Annotated in this window: 6 protein-coding genes; 2 read left to right on the top strand and 4 right to left on the bottom strand. The window is 70.1% G+C overall.

Annotated elements, in window-relative coordinates; genetic code table 11:
• Positions 1 to 15 precede the first annotated feature (15 nt).
• Positions 16 to 900, bottom strand: a complete 885-nt coding sequence (locus NL1_RS17605) for a bile acid:sodium symporter family protein (protein ID WP_067840719.1) — start codon at positions 898 to 900, stop codon at positions 16 to 18.
• A 227-nt stretch (positions 901 to 1,127) separates the two neighbouring features.
• Positions 1,128 to 1,334 carry a hypothetical protein gene (locus NL1_RS17600; protein ID WP_067840718.1) on the bottom strand — a complete coding sequence of 69 codons (207 nt, stop codon included), beginning with the start codon at positions 1,332 to 1,334 and terminating at the stop codon, positions 1,128 to 1,130.
• A gap of 188 nt (positions 1,335 to 1,522) precedes the next feature.
• Here NL1_RS17600 and NL1_RS17595 point away from each other — a divergent pair, with 188 nt between their 5' ends.
• Together NL1_RS17595 and NL1_RS17590 are read left to right on the top strand one after the other, a co-directional pair.
• A complete protein-coding gene (locus NL1_RS17595; protein WP_067840716.1) occupies positions 1,523 to 2,260 on the top strand; it encodes a glutamine amidotransferase in 738 nt (245 codons plus the stop codon).
• A 315-nt stretch (positions 2,261 to 2,575) separates the two neighbouring features.
• Positions 2,576 to 19,060: a non-ribosomal peptide synthetase gene (locus NL1_RS17590; protein WP_156094921.1), complete on the top strand. Its 16,485-nt coding sequence runs from the start codon at positions 2,576 to 2,578 to the stop codon at positions 19,058 to 19,060.
• A gap of 68 nt (positions 19,061 to 19,128) precedes the next feature.
• Here NL1_RS17590 and NL1_RS17585 read toward each other — a convergent pair whose 3' ends face one another.
• Together NL1_RS17585 and NL1_RS17580 are read right to left on the bottom strand one after the other, a co-directional pair.
• Entirely contained in the window at positions 19,129 to 19,377 is a 249-nt protein-coding gene (locus NL1_RS17585) for a hypothetical protein (RefSeq protein ID WP_067840712.1), read from the bottom strand.
• Positions 19,378 to 19,483: 106 nt separating this feature from the next.
• Positions 19,484 to 19,858: a hypothetical protein gene (locus NL1_RS17580; RefSeq protein ID WP_067840710.1), complete on the bottom strand. Its 375-nt coding sequence runs from the start codon at positions 19,856 to 19,858 to the stop codon at positions 19,484 to 19,486.
• Positions 19,859 to 19,892: the final 34 nt, after the last annotated feature.

The following is a 19,892-nucleotide window of genomic DNA, read 5'->3' as shown; positions in this document are numbered from 1 at the left end:
CCCAGGCGTTGTGCCTCAGGCTGTTTCGGCGAGGGCGGTTCTGGGCTGGCCGCGGGTGAGCAGCCAGCCGACGGCGGTGGCGAGCGGGAACATGAGTACGCCGTAAACGGCTGCGGGAACGGCCATTTCGGTGCTGTCCAGGACGCTGATGGCGATGGTGATCGCGATGGTGCTGTTGTGGATGCCCACTTCCATCGAGCAGGCGATCGCCTGGCGGTCGTCGACGCCGAGCCAGCGGGGGAGGAAGTAGCCCGCGGTCAGGCTGAGCAGGCAGAACAGTGTGGTGACGGCGCCGACGTCGACGGCGTAGTCGACCAGGTTGTCGCGCTCGGCGACCATGGTGCCGACAACGACGAGCATCAGCGTCAGCGCCGAACCGATGCGCACCGGCCGATCCATGCGATCGGCGAAAGCGCTCGACACCCGCCGCACCGTCATCCCGATCGCGACCGGAATCAGCACGATCGCGAACACCTGGACCACCTTGCCGAACTGCAGGCCGACCGTGCCCGCGCCCTGATCGGGTTCGAAATAGTCGATGGCGAAGTTGGTCACCAGCGGCACCGTGACCACCGCGATGATCGAATTGACCGCGGTGAGCGACACATTGAGCGCGACGTCGCCGCGGAACAGGTGGCTGAACAGGTTCGCGGTGGTCCCGCCCGGCGAGGACGCGAGCAGCATCATCCCGACCGCGAGGATCGGCGGCAGATCGAACAACAGCACCAAGCCGAACGCGGCGACCGGCAGCACCACCAGTTGGCACGCGAGCGCGATCGCGACCGTCTTCGGGTTTCGTGCGATGCGCGTGAAGTCCGCGACCGTCAGCGACAATCCCAGGCCGAACATGATCACGGCCAAAGCCAGTGGCAGGCCGACGGATACGAGTGGAGAGTCCATATTCTTCCTCGACATTCCGCGGGCCGCGGCCCGCATGTGAGACCAATTCGTCTCAGAATGAATGGAGGGTAGCGGGATGTGACCTACGTCGCAACAGGTTCGAGGCACATCGGAACCCGTGCGTGCCTCCGGATGGCCGGACTACGAAACCCCCTCCGGCCATTCGGAAGGGGTTTCGCGATTCGACCAAGCTGTGGTTCGACCAAGCTGTGGGTCGTTCGAGATTGCTACTTGCTGGAACCGCCCGCCGACAGCGAGCTCAGCAGGCAGTTCCAGTGTGGACCGCCGCCGATGCAGCCATGGCCGACGACCGGCTCGGACTGCTGGGCGGGTGCGGCGGGCTCCAGCGGGATGGCCGAGGCGGGCACGGCGGTGGCCAGCGGAGCGAGCAGGATTGCGCCGACGAGCATGCCGGCGCGCAGGTGCTTACGCATTCGAGAGATTCCTTTCGGGCGGCGAGGGGAGCCGCCGCCGGAGACGCTATCGATGGCGGCGGCGTCGCCGACAGACGAGGAAAGGTGGGCCACCGAAACTGGGGTCGGTCCCTCGCGCGGGGCGACTCGGCCGCGGTAACGGCCCGTCGCAACGCCCTCCGCGGCCTCCGATCTTGCACAATCGGTACATGGCCAAGCCCTGCTTGCTCTTGCAGTTGCGGCCCGAGCGCGCCGCGGCGGATGACGAGTACTTTGCGATCCTGCGCGCCGGAGATCTCGACGCCGGCGATGTGGTGCGGGTGCACATGGACGAGGAGCTGCCCCATGTCGAGCTCGACGACTACGCGGCGGTCATCGTCGGCGGCGGACCGAGCAATGTCAGCAGCCCCGAGGCGAACAAGTACGGCTATCAGAAGCGCTTCGAGCCACGGCTGAAGAAGCTGGTCACCGAGATCGTCGGCCGTGACTTCCCGTATCTCGGCGCCTGCTACGGATTGGGCGTTCTCGCCGACGTGCTCGGCGGGGAGGTCGGCGGCGACCGGTACGCCGAGACGGCGGGCGCGCAGACCATCGAGCTGACCGACAGCGCCGCCGCCGATTCCCTCCTGCGCGATCTCCCGCGGTCGTTCCGCGCCTTCGTCGGCCACAAGGAGGCCTGCCAGGATGTGCCCCCCGGCGCGACCTTGCTTGCGGGCTCGTCCAGCTGCCCGGTGCAGATGATCCGAACCGGACAGCACGTGTACGCAACCCAGTTCCACCCCGAGCTGGATGGCCACGGTCTCGCGATCCGCATCGACGCCTATCGCCACGCGGGGTACTTCAAGCCGGAGGAAGCGGACTACCTCACCGAGCTCGGCCACCGCGAGACGATCACGGTCCCGCCAGAGATTCTGCGCCGCTTCGTCACCCGATATCGCGGCGAGTAGGGGACGTCGGCCCGCGCGAGCGCGACCCGTCCGGCCGGGCATGGTATGCGCGGTTCGGCCCGGGCCCGTCCGAAGCTATCCCCAGGCGACCTCGATCCGGCCTGGCCCTGGCGCCGCCGACGAGACCGGCGTGACGTCTCGTCGCGCCGTGGCGGCGTAGCGATCGGCATGTCCTAGGTCACACGGCGGCGGTCGGGTGTCTGAGTCACACAGATGTGTGGCTAAGATCTGGCAATCGGCTAGGCAGGCCCCTGCCTGGGCAGATGTCGCTGAGCCGTCACGACGTCGCGACCTGTGGTCTGATAGGGGCCGAAATTGCCCCGACGATCGATTCCTTCTTGCTTTGTTCGACACCGGGCCGCTGGACGGCGGACCGGATCCGACCGGGTTCGTGGGTCTCGAGCGGGCATGACGCGAGAGGGATGTAGTACTCGGATGGATGGAGTTCGTCGTGCTGTTCGGGGTCGAATTCGTCGGAGGTCGAGTAATCCGCTTTTCGTCCAGCTGCTGACCGCCGCGGTCGAGTCCGCGGCCAATACGATAGCCCTCAGCTATGACCCGACCGGCGATCCGGCGGACCGGCGCGAACTCACCTACACCGAGCTGGACCGGTCCTCGTCGCGACTGGCGCGGGAACTGATCGACCGCGGCGTCGGCCCCGGTGACGTCGTCGCCATCGGCTTCACCCGTTCGATCGAGTCGGTGCTGGCCGTCTGGGCCATCGCGAAGACCGGAGCGGCCTATGTGCCGGTCGACCCCGCCCTGCCTGAGGAACGCATCGCCTACCTCGTCGCCGACTCCGGGGCCGTGCTCGGCCTGACCGCCTCGGCGCACCGCTCGCAGCTCGGCACGGGCATCGACTGGCTCGAGCTCGACGAGCAGCAGCACCGGGAGCGGATCGCGGCACGGCCCGCGCACCCGATCTCCTACGTCGACCGGGTGCGCGCGCTGACCGAACAGCATCCGGCCTACGTCATCTACACGTCCGGCTCGACCGGCCGCCCGAAGGGCGTCGTCGTGACCCACGCCGGTCTCGCGAGCCTGGTCACCGCCGCGCGGGAGCGCTACGCGGTGGACGCGGGCGCGCGGATTCTGCACGTGTGCTCGCCGAACTTCGACGTGTCGGTGCTCGAACTGCTGCTCGCCTTCGGTTCCGGCGCGACACTCGTGGTGTCCCCGCCGACGGTGTTCGGCGGTCCCGAGCTCGCCGACCTGCTGCGCCGCGAGCGTGTCACCCACATGCTGATCACGCCCGCCGCGCTGGAATCGGTCGACCCGGCCGGGCTCGACGCGTTGCGGGTCGTGGTCGTCGCGGGTGACGCGTTCGGTCCCGGACTGGTCGAGCGGTGGGCGGTCGCGGGGCGATCGTTCTACAACGGCTACGGTCCCACCGAGGCCACCATCCTCGCGACCGGAAGCGCCGCGCTGGCGCCCGGGCAGCCGATCACCATCGGCGCCGCCTTCCCCGGCGTCGGCGCGCTGGTGCTGGACGCGCGGTTGCGTCCGGTGCCCGCCGACGTCACCGGCGAGCTCTACCTCTCCGGCCCCGCGCTGGCGCAGGGCTACCTGGGGCGGGCGGCGCTCACGGCGGAACGATTCGTGGCCTGCCCGTTCGGTGCGGACGCGGGCGCGCGGATGTATCGCACCGGCGACCTGGTGCGCCGCACCGCGGACGGCGACATCGAGTACCTCGGCCGCACCGACTTCCAGGTGAAGATCCGCGGCTTCCGCATCGAACTCGGTGAGATCGACGCCGCGCTCACCGCCCACCCCGATGTCGACTACGCCGCGACGCTGGGCCGAGTCGCGCCCTCCGGCGCGACCGTGCTGGTCTCCTATGTCCTTGCCAGGGAAGGTGTTTCGCTGGATTTCAGCGAACTGTCCCGCTTCGCGGGCGCGGCGCTGCCCGGCCACATGGTGCCGTCGGCGTTCGTGATGCTGGACGCGATTCCGTTGACCGCCAACGGAAAACTGGATCGGCAGGCATTGCCCGAGCCGGTGTTCGAGGCGGCGGTCTCGCGCGCCCCGGAGGGCGCGGTGGAAACCCGGATCGCCGAGTTGTTCGCGCAGGTGCTCGGGGTGCGGCGGGTCGGGGCGGAGGATTCGTTCTTCGCCGCGGGCGGCGACAGCATTCTGTCGATCCAGCTGGTGTCGCGGGCCAGGGCGGCGGGGATCCTCTTCACGCCCCAGGATGTGTTCGAGCACCGCACGGTCGCCGGGTTGGCGCGGGTCGCGGTGGTCGGCGGCGAGTCCGCGCCGATGCTCGCGGAGTTGCCGGGCGGCGGCGTCGGAGAGATCCCGCTGACGCCGGTGCTGGCCGCCTATCTGGCCGGGGGCAGGTCGTACGGCCGCTTCACCCAGCACATGGTGCTCGCGCTACCCGAGCACATCGACCGGGCGGGCTTGGTGGCCACGCTCACCGCCGTGCTGGATCACCACGACATGCTGCGTGCCCGGGTTCGCTCCGTCGACGGGCAGTGGCGGCTGAACAGCCTGCCCGCGGGCGCGATGGATGTGGACGCGCTGCTCACCCGCGTCGACGTCCCCACGGGTCTCGACCTCGAGGATCTGAGCGAAACCGCCAGTGCCGCAATGGATGCCGCCCTCGACACGCTGGACCCGGCGGCCGGGCGGATGATCGCCTGCACCTGGCTGTCCCGCGAGGACGGCCGGGACGCGCTGATCGTCGCCGCACACCACTACGTGATCGATGGCGTGTCGTGGCGAATCCTGATCGCGGACCTGGTGGCCGCGTGGGCGCAACACGATGGCGGGCAACGGATCACGCTGCCCGCGGTTGGCACGTCGTTCCGGCGGTGGGCGCACGGCCTGGCCGAGGCGGCCGCCGACCGCGCCGACGAATTGCCCTACTGGCGGCGAACTCTGGCCGTCGCCGACCCGCCACTCGGCGCGCGGGCGCTGGATCCGGCCGTCGACACGTCGGATACGGTGCGGCGCTTCACGGTCGAGGTATCCGCCGAGGTCACGCACGCGGTGCTGACCGAGCTGCCGACGCTGTACCGGGCCGGGGCGAACGACGGTCTGCTCGCGGCGTTGGCGCTCGCGACACGCGCCTGGTGGGCGACGAGGGGTGTCGACGCCGCGGCGACCAGGGTGCGGCTCGAGGGGCACGGCCGCGAGGAGGCCACCGTCGCGGGCGCCGATCTGACCCGCACCGTCGGCTGGTTCACCACCATGTATCCGGTGGCGCTCGATCTGTCCGGCATCGACGCGGAGGCCGCCTGGCGCGGCGGCGAGGCGACCGCGGCGGTGCTCAAGGCGGTGAAGGAGCAACTGCTCGCGGTGCCGGACAAGGGCATCGGCTTCGGCATGCTCCGCTATCTGAACCCGGAGGCCGAACTCGGCGGCGCGCTCGGCCAGATCGGCTTCAACTATCTCGGCCGGATCTCCGCGGGCGACCTGCCGGAGGCGCTGACGGATCGGAGCTGGCTGCCGACCGACGACTGGGGCGCCCCCGACGCCGCACAGGATCCGGCGATGCCCGCCGCCGCGGTGGTGGACATCAACGCGCTCGTCAGCGACACCGACTCCGGCGCGCAGCTGACCGCGTCCTTCGCCTATGCGTCCGACATCCTCGACGCGGATGCCGTCCAGGAACTGGCCGACCACTGGGTGGCCGCGCTGACCGTCCTCGCCGGGCACGTGCGCGATTCCTCCGCGGGCGGCCTGACTCCGGCCGACGTCCCGCTGGTGCGGGTCGGCCAAGCGGAGCTCGACACCTGGCGGCGGGAGCGGCCGGGTCTGGTCGACGTGCTGCCGCTCTCGCCTCTCCAGCTCGGCTTGCTGTTCCTCACCCAGATCTCGCCGACCGCGGACCCCTATCTGCTCCAGCTGTCGGTGGAATTGTCCGGGGCCATCGATCTCGATCGACTCCGGCGGGCGGCGCAGGCGGTGCTGGATCGTCACTCGATCCTGCGGTCCGCGTTCGGATCCTCGGCCGTGGGCGCTGCGGTTCAGTTCGTCGGCGAAGGACTGGAGGTGCCGTGGCGGGTGGTCGACACGCCGGACGCCGATCCGGCGGCGTTCTTCACCGCCGAACAGCGCCTCGGATTCGATCCGGCGCGGGCGCCGCTGCTGCGATTCACCGTGTACCGCGGCGATTTCGGGCGCACGCACCTGGTGCTGACCGCGCATCACATCCTGTTGGACGGCTGGTCGATGCCGTTGCTGATGAAGGATCTGCTGATTTCCTATGCCGCGGACGGTGTTTCGTCGCCGCTGCCGCGGATTCGGCCGTATCGCGACTATCTCGCGTGGCTGGCGCACTACGACCGGGACGCCGCGCTGCGCACGTGGGGCCGCGCGCTGGACGGTCTGACGCCGACGATGCTCGCCGCGTCTGTCGCGCCGCCCGCGCACCCCGCCGAGGGCTACGGCGTGTGCGCCGCGGACCTGTCGCAGGCCGAGACCGCGGCGTTGACGGCGTTCGCCGCCGCGGCGGAGGTCACCGTGAACACGGTGGTGCAGGCGGCGTGGGGCCTGGTGCTCGCCGCTTGCGCCGGACGTGACGACGTGGTCTTCGGCGCGGTGGTGTCCGGGCGGCCGCCGCAGCTCGACGGAGTCGACGACATGGTCGGCTTGTTCGCGAACACCGTCCCGGTCCGGGTCCGGTTCGACGCGGGAACCTCGCTGCAGCAGCTGGTGACCAGGCTTCAGGCCGAACAGGTTTCGCTGCTCGACGGTCATCACGTCGGGCTGGCCGATATCCAGCGCGCCGCCGGTGCGGGCGAGTTGTTCGACTCGCTGCTGGCGTACGAGTCCTATCCCGTCGACGCCGACGGCCTGCGGCAGGCCTACGGGTCGATCGACGGTCTGGAGATCGTCGATCTGCAAGCGGTCAACTACACCCACTACCCGGTGGCCGTTCAAGTCGACATGGGCGCCGAGCTGCGACTACAAGTGCAGCACCGGCACGACACGATCACCGCCCCGGCCGCGCGGGCGCTCGCGGACCGGCTGCGGACGCTGCTCGGCGAATTCGTCGAAGCGCCGGAACGTACGGCGACGGAAACGCTCGCGCTGCTGGACGATCGCAACGATCTGATCGCGCAGACGAGGTACTGGCGCGACGCGCTCGCGGACCTGCCGGACGAGCTGAACCTGCCCACCGATCGCCCGAGGCCCGCGGCGCCCACCGGCGCGGACGGCCGGGTCGGCTTCGCGATCGATGCCGACCTGCACCGGCGACTACATCAGGTCGCGCGGACGGCCGACACAACCGTGTTCACGGTCGTCCACGCGACTTTCGCAGTCCTGCTGGCCCGACTATCCGGCGCCGACGACATCGCGATCGGCACACCGGTCACCGACGGATCGGGCAACACCCTGGTGCTGCGCACCAGCGTGCCGGGGGACCTCCCCTTCGTCCATCTGCTGGCGCACGCGAAAGACGTTGCGCTACAAGCCTTCGCGCGAATCGATCTGCCTTTCGACGGCCTGGCGGCGCTGCTGGATTCGGACCACCCGCTGGTGCGGACGATGTTCTCGGCCGGAGATCGGGCTCCCCACGCGGTCGAGCCCTCCGGTTCCGGTGACCCTCACGCGAAATACGACCTTTCCCTGCACATTCGGGAGCACGCGGCCGGCATCGCGGCCGACTTCACCTTCTCGCGCGCGTTGTTCGACGAGCGCACCGTTCAGGTGTTCGCCGAGCGCCTCCTCCGGCTGCTCGCGGCTGCCGTGCGCCGACCGGAGGTTCACGTCGGCGACCTCCCGCTGCTCGACGCGCACGAGCAGGCGCTGCTGACCCGCGTCGCCGCCGACGACGTCATGGCCACCGGCCTCCTGCCCGACCTGTTGACCAGCGGCGTCGCGCTGGGTCGCGATCGCATCGCGGTGCGTGACCGGAACCGTTCGATCGGCTACGGCGAACTCGACGAGCGCACTTCGCGATTGGCGCGCGTGCTGATCCGCCGCGGCGTGGGCCCCGAGCGATCGGTCGCCGTCGCCCTGCCTCGCTCGGCCGACCTGGTGGCCGCGGTGCTGGCCATCGCCAAAGCCGGTGGCGCGCACGTGCCGATCGACCCGGGGTATCCCGCGGAACGGGTACGGCACATGGTGTCCGACTCCGGTGCGGTGCTCGGTATCACCAGCGCCGAGTACGCGGATCGGCTGCCCGGCGGCGTGGACTGGCTGTTGCTCGACGACCCGGCTACCGAGCGGGAATGCGCCGATCGGTCGCCCGGCCCGGTGACGGACGCGGATCGCCTTGCGCCGCTGCGCATGCGACACCCCGCGTACGTCATCTACACGTCCGGTTCGACGGGTGTGCCCAAGGGCGTCACCGTGACCCACGCAGGTCTGGGCGGCATGCTGGACGAAACGGTGAAACGCTATCGGCTGGAGCCGCATCACCGGTTCCTGCAGGTCTGCTCGCCGTGCTTCGACCCTTCGGTGCTCGAGTGGCTGTGCGCGTTCTCCGTGGGCGCGACGTTGGTCGTCGTGCCGCCCGGTGTGGTTGGCGGGGCCGAGCTCGGCGACCTGTTGCGCGACGAGGCGGTCACGCACACGATCATCACCCCGGCGGTCCTCGGCACCGTCGACCCGGCCGGGCTGGACGCGCTGGCGGTGGTGGCCGTCGGTGGAGACGTGACGACCCCGGAGCTACTGGCGAAGTGGCAGCCGGGCCGGCGCTATCTCAACGCCTACGGCCCGACCGAGGCCACCATCGTCTCGTCGTTCGCGGAATTGTCCGCCGGACAGCCCATTACGATCGGTACGCCGGTACACGGCCTGTCCGCGCTGGTCTTGGACGCGCGGCTGAACCCGGTGCCGCCGGGTGTGGCGGGCGAGCTGTATCTCGCGGGTGGCGCGCTGGCCCGCGGCTACCGCAACCGGGCCGGCTTGACCGCCGAACGTTTCCTCCCCAACCCGTGGGGCGGACCCGGCGCGCGGATGTACCGCACCGGCGACGTGGTGCGCCTGCGTCCGGCATCCGTCTGCACCGCCGCAGGATCACGCTCGGCGCCTTGGGATCTCGACTACGTGGGGCGCGCCGATACGCAGGTCAAGGTGCGCGGCTTCCGCATCGAGCTCGGCGAGATCGACGCGGTGGTCGCCGGACACGACGACGTCGGCTTCGCGGTCACGATCGGACGGACGATGGTGTCGGGATCGACGGCGCTGGTGTCGTACGTGCTCGCCGCACCGGGCCGCACGGTGGATCCGGCGCTGGTCACCGAGCACGCGGCGAGGATTCTGCCGTCGCACATGGTGCCTTCGGCGATCGTCGTCCTCGACGAACTCCCGTTGACCACCAACGGCAAACTGGATCGAAAGGCGTTGCCGGAGACGGTCTTCGAGACAACGCCGACTCGTGCGCCGCTCGGCCCCCTCGAATCGCGCCTCGCCGAGCTGTTCGCGCAGGTGCTCGGTGTGCAGTCGGTCGGGGCGAACGACTCGTTCTTCGCCGTCGGCGGCGACAGCATCATGTCGATCCAGCTGGTGTCGCGGGCGAAGGGAGCCGGAATCGTCTTCACGGCGCGCGACGTGTTCGAACACAAGACCGTGGCTGGACTGGCGCGCGTCGCGACGGCCGACGCGGACGCGGCGCCGACGGTGCTGGCGGAGTTGCCCGGCGGCGGTGTCGGGGAGGTGCCGCTGACACCGGTGCTCGCCGAATTCCTCACCAACGGTTCCTGCGATCGCTTCGCCCAGACCGTCGTGCTCGCACTGCCCGATGGCATCGACCGTGCCGGACTCGTCGCGACGATCGCTGCGGTGCTCGACCGGCACGAGGTGCTGTGTTCCCGGGTGTGGCAGGACGACGGCCGGTGGCGGTTCGAAACGCTGACGCGCGACGCGGTCGACGCCGACGCATTGGTGATCGAGATCGACGCGACTGCCGTGGCCGACTCCGAGTTGACCCGAACAGGTAGTGCGGCAATGGCTTCGGCGCTGACCGCCCTGGATCCGGCCGCCGCCAAGATGATCGCCTTCGCGTGGGTGCGCAGGACGGGCGCGCGCGACATGCTGGCCGTCGCGGCACACCACTACGTGATCGACGGGGTGTCCTGGCGCATCCTCATTCCCGATCTGGCGCTGGCCTGGGCGCAGCGTGCGGCAGGGCAGCCGATCGCGCTGCCCGCGGTCGGCACGTCGTTCCGGCGCTGGGCGCACGGCTTGGCCGACGCGGCCGCGGGCCGGGCCGCCGAAGCCGGGTACTGGCAGCGGGTGCTGACCACGCCGGATCCGCTGCTCGGCGCGCGCACCGTCGACTGCGCGATCGACACCGAGCCGACCATGCGATCGATCACCGTGCAGGTGCCGGTCGAGGTCACCGAGGCCATGCTGACCACGCTTCCCGCGCTGTATCGCGGCGGCGTCAACGACGGACTGCTCGCCGCGCTGGCGCTGTCCGTGCGCGCGTGGCGGGCGCGGCGCGGTGTCGACGCACCGACGACCCGAATCCGGCTCGAAGGCCACGGACGCGAGGAAACCGCCGTTCCCGGAGCCGATCTCACGCGCACCCTCGGCTGGTTCACCAGCATCTACCCCGTCGCCATCGACCTGTCCGGCATCGACACCGTGCAGGCGCTCGCCGACGGCGCGGTGCTCGCCACCGTACTGAAGACGGTCAAGGAACAACTGCTCGCGGTGCCGGACAAGGGCATCGGCTTCGGCATGCTGCGCCATCTCGATCCGGGCACCGCCGGACGCCTCACCGGCGACATCGGACAGATCGGCTTCAACTATCTCGGCCGCGCCTCGGCGGGCGGCGCAGTCGACCAGATCGACGGAAGCTGGCTGCCGGCAGCCGATCTCGGCGAGATCGAGATCGAATACGATCCCGCGCTGCCCGCCGGGGCGGTGATCGATATCAACGCGATCGTCGCCGACACCGCGACCGGTCCGCGGATGGAGGCGAGCTTCCGCTACCCGAGCGGAATCCTCGACGAGGCGGCGGTGCGGGAACTCGCCGACGACTGGACGGCCGCGCTGGCCGCGGTCGCCGGGCACGTGCGGCACCCGGCCGCGGGCGGTCTCACGCCCTCGGATGTGCCGCTGACGCGGGTCTCCCAAGCCGAACTGGACCGGTGGCGGCGGACATATCCGGGACTGTCGGACGTGCTGCCGCTCTCGCCGCTCCAGTCCTCGCTTCTGGTGCTCATCGAACTGCTCGCCGGATCGGTCGACGCCTACATCATCCAGCTGGCGGCCGAGCTGACGGGCGAACTGGATACGAACCGGTTGCGCCGGGCGGCCCAGACCATCCTGGACCGGCACGCAAACCTGCGCTCCGCCTTCGTCGCCACCGCCGACGGGACGCCGGTGCAGCTGGTGGTGGACGGCATCGAGATGCCGTGGCGGATCGTCGACGGCGTCACCGATGCCGATCTGCCGGACCTGCTTGCCGCCGAGCAGCGCACCGAATTCGATCCCGCGGTGGCGCCGCTGCTGCGATTCACGCTGTACCGCACCGATTCCGGACGCAGCCACCTGGTGCTGACCGGCCACCACATCCTGCTCGACGGCTGGTCGATGCCGCTGCTGATGAAGGAGTTGCTCGTCCTGTACGCGACCGGTGGTGACGCGTCGCCGCTGCCGCCGGTCCGCCCCTACCGCGACTACCTGCGCTGGCTGTCGCAGCAGGATCGCGAGGGCGCGGAGCGGGCCTGGTCGGAGGTGCTCGCGGGCGCCACGGCGACCATGCTCGCCCCCGAACTGACCTGGCCCGCGGCATCGGGCAACGGATTCGGCCTCTGCGAATTCGAGCTGTCGGCCGCGCAGACCGCCGAGCTGACCGCGTACGCGGCCGCGGCCGAAGTCACCGCCAACACGGTGATCCAGGCCGCGTGGGGTCTGGTCGTCGCGGCCAGTACCGGACGCGACGATGTCGTCTTCGGCGCGACCATCTCCGGCAGGCCCGCGGAACTCGACGGCATCGGCGAAATGATCGGCCTGTTCGTCGACGCGATCCCGGTGCGCATCCGATTCGATCGGGGCACGACGGTCCGGGCGCTGATCGACGGGGTGCAGGCTGAGCAGGTGTCGCTGCTGGACCACCACCACCTCGGGCTCGGCGCCATCCAGCGCGTCGCGGGGCAGGGCGAACTGTTCGACACGATGCTGGTGTTCGAGTCGTACCCGGTCGACGTGGAGGGCCTGCGGCAGGCCAGCGGCGCTCTCGACGGCGTGCGGGTCGACGGACTGGACGGGGCCGACTACACGCACTATCCGATCACCGTGCTCGTCTTCCTCGGCAGCCGGACGCTGGTGCAGATGAAGTACCGGCGCGACATCGTCGCCGATGCGACGGCGCAGGCCGTTGCCGATCGGCTTCGTCGCGTGCTCGGCGATCTCCTCGACGCACCCGACCGCGCCGCCGCCGAAACCGCGCTTTTGCTCGACGTCGAATCGGACGACTCGATCACCCGGTCCCGGTACTGGCGCACCGCGTTGGCGGGCCTGCCCGATCTGGAGCTGCCCGCGGGTGGACCGCGGGCCGCGCGGGGGCCGGATGACCGTGGGCGCGTGGCGTTCTCGGTGCCGGACGAGGTGCACCGGGGTCTGCGCGTGCTCGCGGACACCGCGGGGGTGACCTGGTCGGCGGTCGTGCGCACGGCGTTGGCTGTACTGCTGGCACGACTTTCGGGCGTCGACGACGTCTCGATCGGTTCACCCGTGCGAGACGGCCGCAGCGCCGAGGTGGTGTTGCGTACCCGGGTGGATCGGCGCGCGCGCTTCGTGGACCTCCTGCCGGACGCGCACCGGGTCGAGCTGGAAGGCTTCGCGCACTCCGGCATTCCGTTCGACGAACTGGTCGAGCTGCTGGGTGTGGGCCGCTCGTCGGCGCGGCATCCGCTGTTCCAGGCGGCATTGTCGTTCCAGGGACCGGCGGAAGCGGTGGGGGATCTCGCCCTTTCGCTCACCGATGACTCCTCCGGCCTGCGCGGCGAGATGTGCTACGCCCGTGATCGTTTCGGTGACTTCGACGCGGATACGTTCGCGCAGCGCTTCGTTCGAGTGCTGTCGGCTCTCGCGGAGCGGCCCGACCTGCCGGTCGGCGATCTGCCGCTGCTTGCCGCCGACGAGCACGAGCGGTTGACGCGGATGGGTGGTGGATCGCTCGCTGCCGTCGGCACCTTGCCGGATCTGCTGGTCCGGGGCGTGCGCTTCGGCCGGGACCGGATCGCCGTGCGCGACGCGGGCGGCGGGTACACCTACGGTGAACTCGACGAGCTGTCCTCGCGGCTGGCGCGCGTGCTGATCGAGCGCGGCGTCGCGCCGGAAACCGTGGTGGCGCTGGCGATGCGGCGCTCCTACGAGATGATCGTCGCGGTGTGGGCGGTCGCCAAGGCCGGTGGCGCGTATCTGCCGGTCGATCCGACCTATCCGGCGGAGCGGGTGCGCTACATGATCGCCGATTCCGGTGCGGCGCTGGGCATCACCGTCTCCGATCAGGCCGCCGGACTGTCCGGCGCGGTGGAGTGGCTGCTGCTGGACGACCCCGCGGTGCGGGCTCGGTGTGCCGCGCACTCGGCCGCCGCGCCTGTCGACGCGGACCGGCGTGCACCGCTGCGCCTGTCGCATCCGGCGTATGTGATCTACACGTCGGGGTCGACGGGCCGTCCCAAGGGCGTCGCCGTCACCCACGCCGGGCTCGGCGGACTGGTCGGCCACACGGTCGACATGCTGCGCCTCGCACCGGAACACCGGATGCTGCACGTGTGTTCGCCGAGTTTCGACCAATCGGTGGAGGAGCTGTCCAGCGCCTTCTACAGCGGGGCGACGCTCGTGATCGCGCCACCGGACATCGTCGGCGGCGCGGAACTGCACGACCTGCTGCGCGCCGAGCGGGTGACGCACACCATCATCACGCCGGCGCTGCTCGGCACCGTCGACCCGAGCGGCCTGGACGACCTGGCCGTGGTATCCGCCGGTGGCGAGGCCACCACCCCCGAACTGGTCGCCAGGTGGCAGCCGGGTCGCCGCTTCATCAACGGCTACGGTCCGACCGAGGCGACGATCGGCGCCACCTACACGACTCTGCTGGCGGGACAACGCGTCACGATCGGCCGCCCGGTCCCCGGCGTGTGGGCGACGGTGCTCGACGAGCGCTTGCATCCGGTCCCTGCTGGCGTCGCGGGTGAGCTGTATCTCGCGGGTCCCGCGCTCGCGCGCGGCTATCACGGACGCTCCGGTGCGACCGCGGACCGCTTCGTCGCGCATCCGTGGATGCCCGGCGAGCGCATGTACCGGACCGGCGACCTGGTCCGATGGGTCCCCGCCGTGGAATCGGGCGGCTGGGAGCTGGAATGCCTGGGCCGCACGGACTTCCAGGTGAAGGTCCGCGGCTTCCGCATCGAACTCGGTGAGATCGACGCGGTGCTCGGCGGGCACCCGCTGGTGGACTACGCGGTGACGGTGGGGCGTGAGAATCCCAGCGGCGTCACGGTTCTGGTGTCGTATGTGACCGGCCGCGGCATCGATGCCGACCGGCTGTCGCGGTGGGCCGCGCGGACGCTGCCGTCGCACATGGTGCCCGCCGCGATCGTCGTGCTCGACGAGGTTCCGCTGACCGCGGTCGGCAAACTCGACCGAAACGCCCTTCCTGAACCGGAATTCGCGGCACGCGTATTCCGGGAACCGTCCACGGCCATGGAGCGGACGGTGGCCGAGGTGTTCACCGAGGTGCTCGGCATCGATCGAATCGGCGCAGACGACGATTTCTTCGAGCTCGGCGGCAATTCGCTGCTGGCCACCAGGGTGACCGCACGTCTCGGCGCGGCGGTGGAAGCCAGGGTTCCGGTGCGGCTGCTGTTCGCCGCGCCGACCATAGCGGGGTGCGCGCGCAAGGTGGCTGAGCTGACCGGTGCGGGCGGGCGTCCCGCCTTGGTGGCGGGCCAACGGCCGGAACGTATTCCGCTGTCGCCCGCGCAGCAACGGATGTGGTTCCTCAACAGGTTCGACACCGGGTCGGCCGCCTACAACCTCCCGGTCGCGATCCGCCTGACCGGCGACCTCGACAGCGAGGCGATGCGGCAGGCGTTCACCGACCTCGTCGTGCGGCACGAGATCCTGCGCACGGTGTATCCGCAGCTCGCGGACGGTCCGGTACAGGTCGTCCTGCCACCGGGACACCCCGGCGTTCCGCTGCTGCGCGTGCGGGCCGTTGCCGATGTCGAAACCGCGGTGGCCGAGCTGCTTTCGACGGCCTTCGACGTCACCGCCGAGGTGCCGGTGCGGGCCGTGCTGTTCCAGGGCGGTGACCGCGAATTCGTCTTGGCCATGGTCGTCCATCACATCGCGGGCGACGGCTTCTCGGGCGGCCCGCTGACCCGCGATCTGGCGGCGGCATACGCGGCCCGTGCGCTGGGACAGGCACCGCAGTGGACGCCGCCCGCCGTGCAGTACGCGGACTACGCGCTGTGGCAGCGTGCACTGCTCGGTCACGAGGACGAGCCGGGTTCACTGGCGGCGCAGCAGATCGCCTACTGGCGCGAGGCGCTCGCCGGGCTGCCGGATCAGCTGGAGCTGCCGAGGGATCGGCCGCGGCCGGCGGTGCAGTCCTTCGCGGGCGGGCGCGTGCCGCTGCGCATCGAGCCGTCCACCCACGCGGCGCTGGCGGAGCTGGCGCGGGCGCAGGGCGCGACGCTGTTCATGGTCGTGCACACTGCGCTGGCGGTGCTGCTGGCCCGGCTGTCGGGCACCGAGGACATCGCGATCGGCACACCGGTGGCGGGACGCGGCGAAGCGGTGCTGGACGATCTGATCGGCATGTTCGTCAACACCCTGGTGTTCCGCACCCGGGTGGACCCGGACGCGGACTTCACGGAATTGCTCGCGCGGCAGCGCGATACCGACCTCCAGGCCTTCGCCAACGCCGACGTCCCGTTCGAGCGGCTTGTCGAAGTGCTGAATCCGGCGCGGTCGACGGCGCGGCATCCGCTGTTCCAGGTGGGTCTGTCGTTCCAGAATCTGGCCGAGGTCCGAATGGAACTGCCGGGCTTGACGATCGCCCCGTGGGAAACGGATCGGCAGCTCGCGCAGTTCGATCTGCACGTCATCGTCGCCGACAGCTACGACGAGGCAGGCACGCCAGCGGGTATCGGCGGCTTCTTCACCTATGCGGCGGATCTGTTCGACGAGTCGACGGTGCGCGGTTTCGTGGACCGGTTCGTCCGGGTGCTGGACGCGGTGGCCGCCGACGTGGCGGTGCCGGTGGGTGCGATCGATCTGCTCGCGCCCGAAGAGAGCACTCGGATTCTCGCGGCATGGAACGACACCGCGCACCGGGTGGATGCGAGCGCCACGCTGGTTTCCCTGCTGGACGAGACCGTCGCCGCCATGCCGGAGTCCGTGGCGCTGGTGGCCGCGGACGGCCATCCTACGCGCTATGCCGAGTTGGATGCGCGAGTCAATCGCCTTGCGCGCTATCTGATTTCGCTGGGCGTTGGTCCGGAGTCGCGGGTGGCGCTCGCCCTTCGGCGGTCGGTGGATCTGGTTGTCGCGATGTACGCGGTGAGCAAGGCCGGCGGTGCGTACGTGCCGGTCGATCCGGATCAGCCCGCGCAGCGGACCGAGTACATTCTCGAGACGGCGGCGCCGGTCTGCGTGCTGACCGATGCCGATGCGGATTTCACCACTTCCGCCGCGCCGGTGGTGCGCCTGGATCGGCTGGACCTATCGGCGATGGACTCTTCGGTGCTCACCGACCTGGACCGCCTCGCGCCGTTGCGCGCCGAGCACACGGCGTACGTGATCTTCACGTCGGGTTCCACGGGTCGTCCGAAGGGCGTCGCGGTGTCGCACGGCGCGATCGTGAATCAGTTGCTCTGGAAGACAGCCGAATTCGATATGCGCGCCGATGACGTCGTGCTGTTGAACACGGCGGCGACGTTCGACGTGTCGGTGTGGGAGTTCTGGTCGCCCGCGGTGCGCGGCGGCCGGTTGGTGATCGCCGCACCAGGCGGTCATCGGGACCCGGCGTATCTGAACGACCTCATGGCGCGGGAGGGTGTGACGACGCTGCACATGGTGCCGTCCATGTTGGACGTCTTGTTGTTGGCGGGTCGCCTGCCGGATTCCCTGCGCCGGGTGCTGGCCATCGGCGAGACGCTGCCTGCCGCGCTGGCGCGCAGGTTCGCGGCGGCCGCGCCGAATACGGCGCTGTTCAATGTGTACGGTCCGACCGAGGCCGCCGTGTCCATCACCAATCACCCGGTGCGACCGGCCGACGAGGTGGTGGTGCCGATCGGCGTCCCGCTCTGGAACAGCCAGGTGTACGTCCTGGATTCGCGGCTGCGGCCGGTGCCGGTCGGCGTCCCCGGTGAGCTGTATTTGGCGGGTGCGCAGTTGGCGCGCGGTTACTTCGGCAGGCTGGATCTGACCGCGGAGCGATTCGTGGCCAACCCCTTCGGCGCGGGCGAACGGATGTACCGCACGGGCGACCTCGTGACGTGGAACGCGGCGGGGGAGTTGGAGTGCCTGGGTCGCACCGACTTCCAGGTGAAGATCCGCGGGTTCCGCATCGAGCTCGGCGAGATCGACGCCGTGCTCGCCGAACACCCGGAGGTGGATTTCGCCGTCACGGTCGGTAGGGAAAATGCCGCCGGGGCAACGGTTCTGGTGTCGTATGTGATGGCACCCGGCCTGGACTCGAGTCTCTTGATCGAGTGGGCCGCGCGAACGCTGCCCTCGCACATGGTGCCCGCGGCGATCGTCGTCCTCGATGAGGTCCCCTTGACCCCGGTCGGCAAACTCGACCGCGCGGCGCTGCCCGAACCGGAGCTCGCCGCCCGCGCCTACCGCGCTCCGTCGACCGCGTTGGAGACCACCACCTGCGAGGTGTTCGCGGAAGTGCTGTGCGTCGATCGAATCGGACTGGACGACAACTTCTTCGAGCTGGGCGGCAACTCGCTCATCGCGACCGCGCTGACCGCACGGTTGAGCGAGGCGGTGGCCGTGCCGATTCCGGTGATGTGGGTGTTCACCGCGCCGACCCCGGCGGGCATCGTCGCCGAGCTACGCGCAGGCGGCGCCGACAGTGCGGACGCGGCCTTCGACATGCTGCTGCCGCTGCGGACCTCGGGCACGGCCGAGCCGCTGTTCTGCATCCACCCGATCGGCGGCATCGCCTGGTCGTTCGCCGGGCTCGCCGCGCACCTGGACGCGGACCGGCCGCTCTACGGCCTCCAGTCGCCCGCCCTGAGTTCGGCCGACCAGCTTCCGGATTCGATCGAGGACTGGGCGCGGCTCTACGTCGAACAGATCCGCGCCGTGCAGCCGGAGGGGCCGTATCACCTGCTCGGCTGGTCGCTCGGCGGCGTGCTGGCGCACGCCATGGCCGTTCAGCTCCAGGACGAGGGCGAGCAGGTGGCGCTGCTGGGAATGCTGGACAGCCACCTGCGCGGCGGCTCCGATCTCCCCGTCGCGGCGACGCCGGTGCCAGTGCCGGAACTGCTCGGTGGACTGCTCGGCGAACAAGTCGTGGAATTCGGCCTGGACGACATCGTGGATCTGTCGCAACTGGCTGAGCGGTTGAGCGCCCTCCCCGAACCGTTCGCCTCGTTCGGGGCCGCACGGATCGAGCGGGTCGTGGACGCCGCGGGTGCGTCGGTCGCGCTCGACGCGGCCTATCGCCCGCGACCGTTCGACGGTGACCTGGTGTATTTCACCGCCGCCCAGGATGATTCGACCGGCTCGGCAGGCGCGTCGACGTGGTCTGCCGCGATCACGGGTTCCGTGCACAACCACGCGCTGGACACCACGCACTGGCGCATGACCTCCGATCCGGCGCTGCGCCGGATCGCGGAGGCGTTGCGCGCGTGGTGGTGACGAGCGGTCACGCTCGGCGGGATCGGCAGGGGTGCGTTCACCCGTTCGCCGATCCCGCCGCCCACGGTCTATCGCGCGGCCTTCAGAGCGGCGCCGCGCGCCCGCAGGTCATCGGCCAGCTGCTTGCCCTGCGCCCGCGCCTCGTCCCGCACCTGCGCGATCTCCTGCTTGGTCGGCCGGACGAAACCCTTGGCCTCCTCGATACGCACGCCTGCCCGCTGCTGCGCCGCCTCCGCCGCGATCATCCGCTGATCGGCCTTCGCGATGGCGCTGTCCATGCGGGCGCCGACCAGGTTCGAGAGGGTGTTGTTCGACATTGTTCTGCTCCTTGTGCTGGGGCCGGAGTCGGTGTCTCCGGCTGACAAGAAAGACAATGACCGCCGCCGCTGACAGCGCGCTGACAGACCGCCGACACCCTTCGATTCAGTAATTGCAGAGCTCGACCCAGCGGTTGCCACGGGTGTTGTCCTTGAACCACAGACCCGCGCCCGAGATATAGGGCACCGCAACGTCATAGCGGCCCTCGCGGTAGACGACATGCTGATGGTCCCAGGTGACGCGGGGCGAGTTGTTGTCCACATCGTCGAGGAATCCGTAGAAGTAGAGGTAGCGGTATTCCCGGTCGATGTCCCCGTCGTCGAACTCGACTTCGAGGTCGGTGTCGGCCTCGAACCACCCGTACCCCGCCATGTCCCCCTTGCACTTACCCTCCACCCGATACGACTTCGCCTGCGCCGTACCGGCCACCGCGACCACGACGGCGGCGAACACGGCAAGCACACACAGCAATTTCTTCACGATGAACCTCCCCGGATTGCGTTGGCGCCCTCGA

Source organism: Nocardia lijiangensis NBRC 108240 (assembly GCF_001613045.1).
Lineage (GTDB): Bacteria > Actinomycetota > Actinomycetes > Mycobacteriales > Mycobacteriaceae > Nocardia > Nocardia lijiangensis.
The sequence above is the reverse complement of the archived record's forward strand: the minus strand, read 5'-3'. Positions and strand labels throughout refer to the sequence as shown.

What these genes read in the sequence shown, in the direction of transcription:
- NL1_RS17605 (WP_067840719.1), bottom strand. Translation starts at nt 900, where the DNA reads ATGGACTCTCCACTCGTATCCGTCGGCCTGCCACTGGCTTTGGCCGTG.
- NL1_RS17600 (WP_067840718.1), bottom strand. Translation starts at nt 1,334, where the DNA reads ATGCGTAAGCACCTGCGCGCCGGCATGCTCGTCGGCGCAATCCTGCTC.
- NL1_RS17595 (WP_067840716.1), top strand. Translation starts at nt 1,523, where the DNA reads ATGGCCAAGCCCTGCTTGCTCTTGCAGTTGCGGCCCGAGCGCGCCGCG.
- NL1_RS17585 (WP_067840712.1), bottom strand. Translation starts at nt 19,377, where the DNA reads ATGTCGAACAACACCCTCTCGAACCTGGTCGGCGCCCGCATGGACAGC.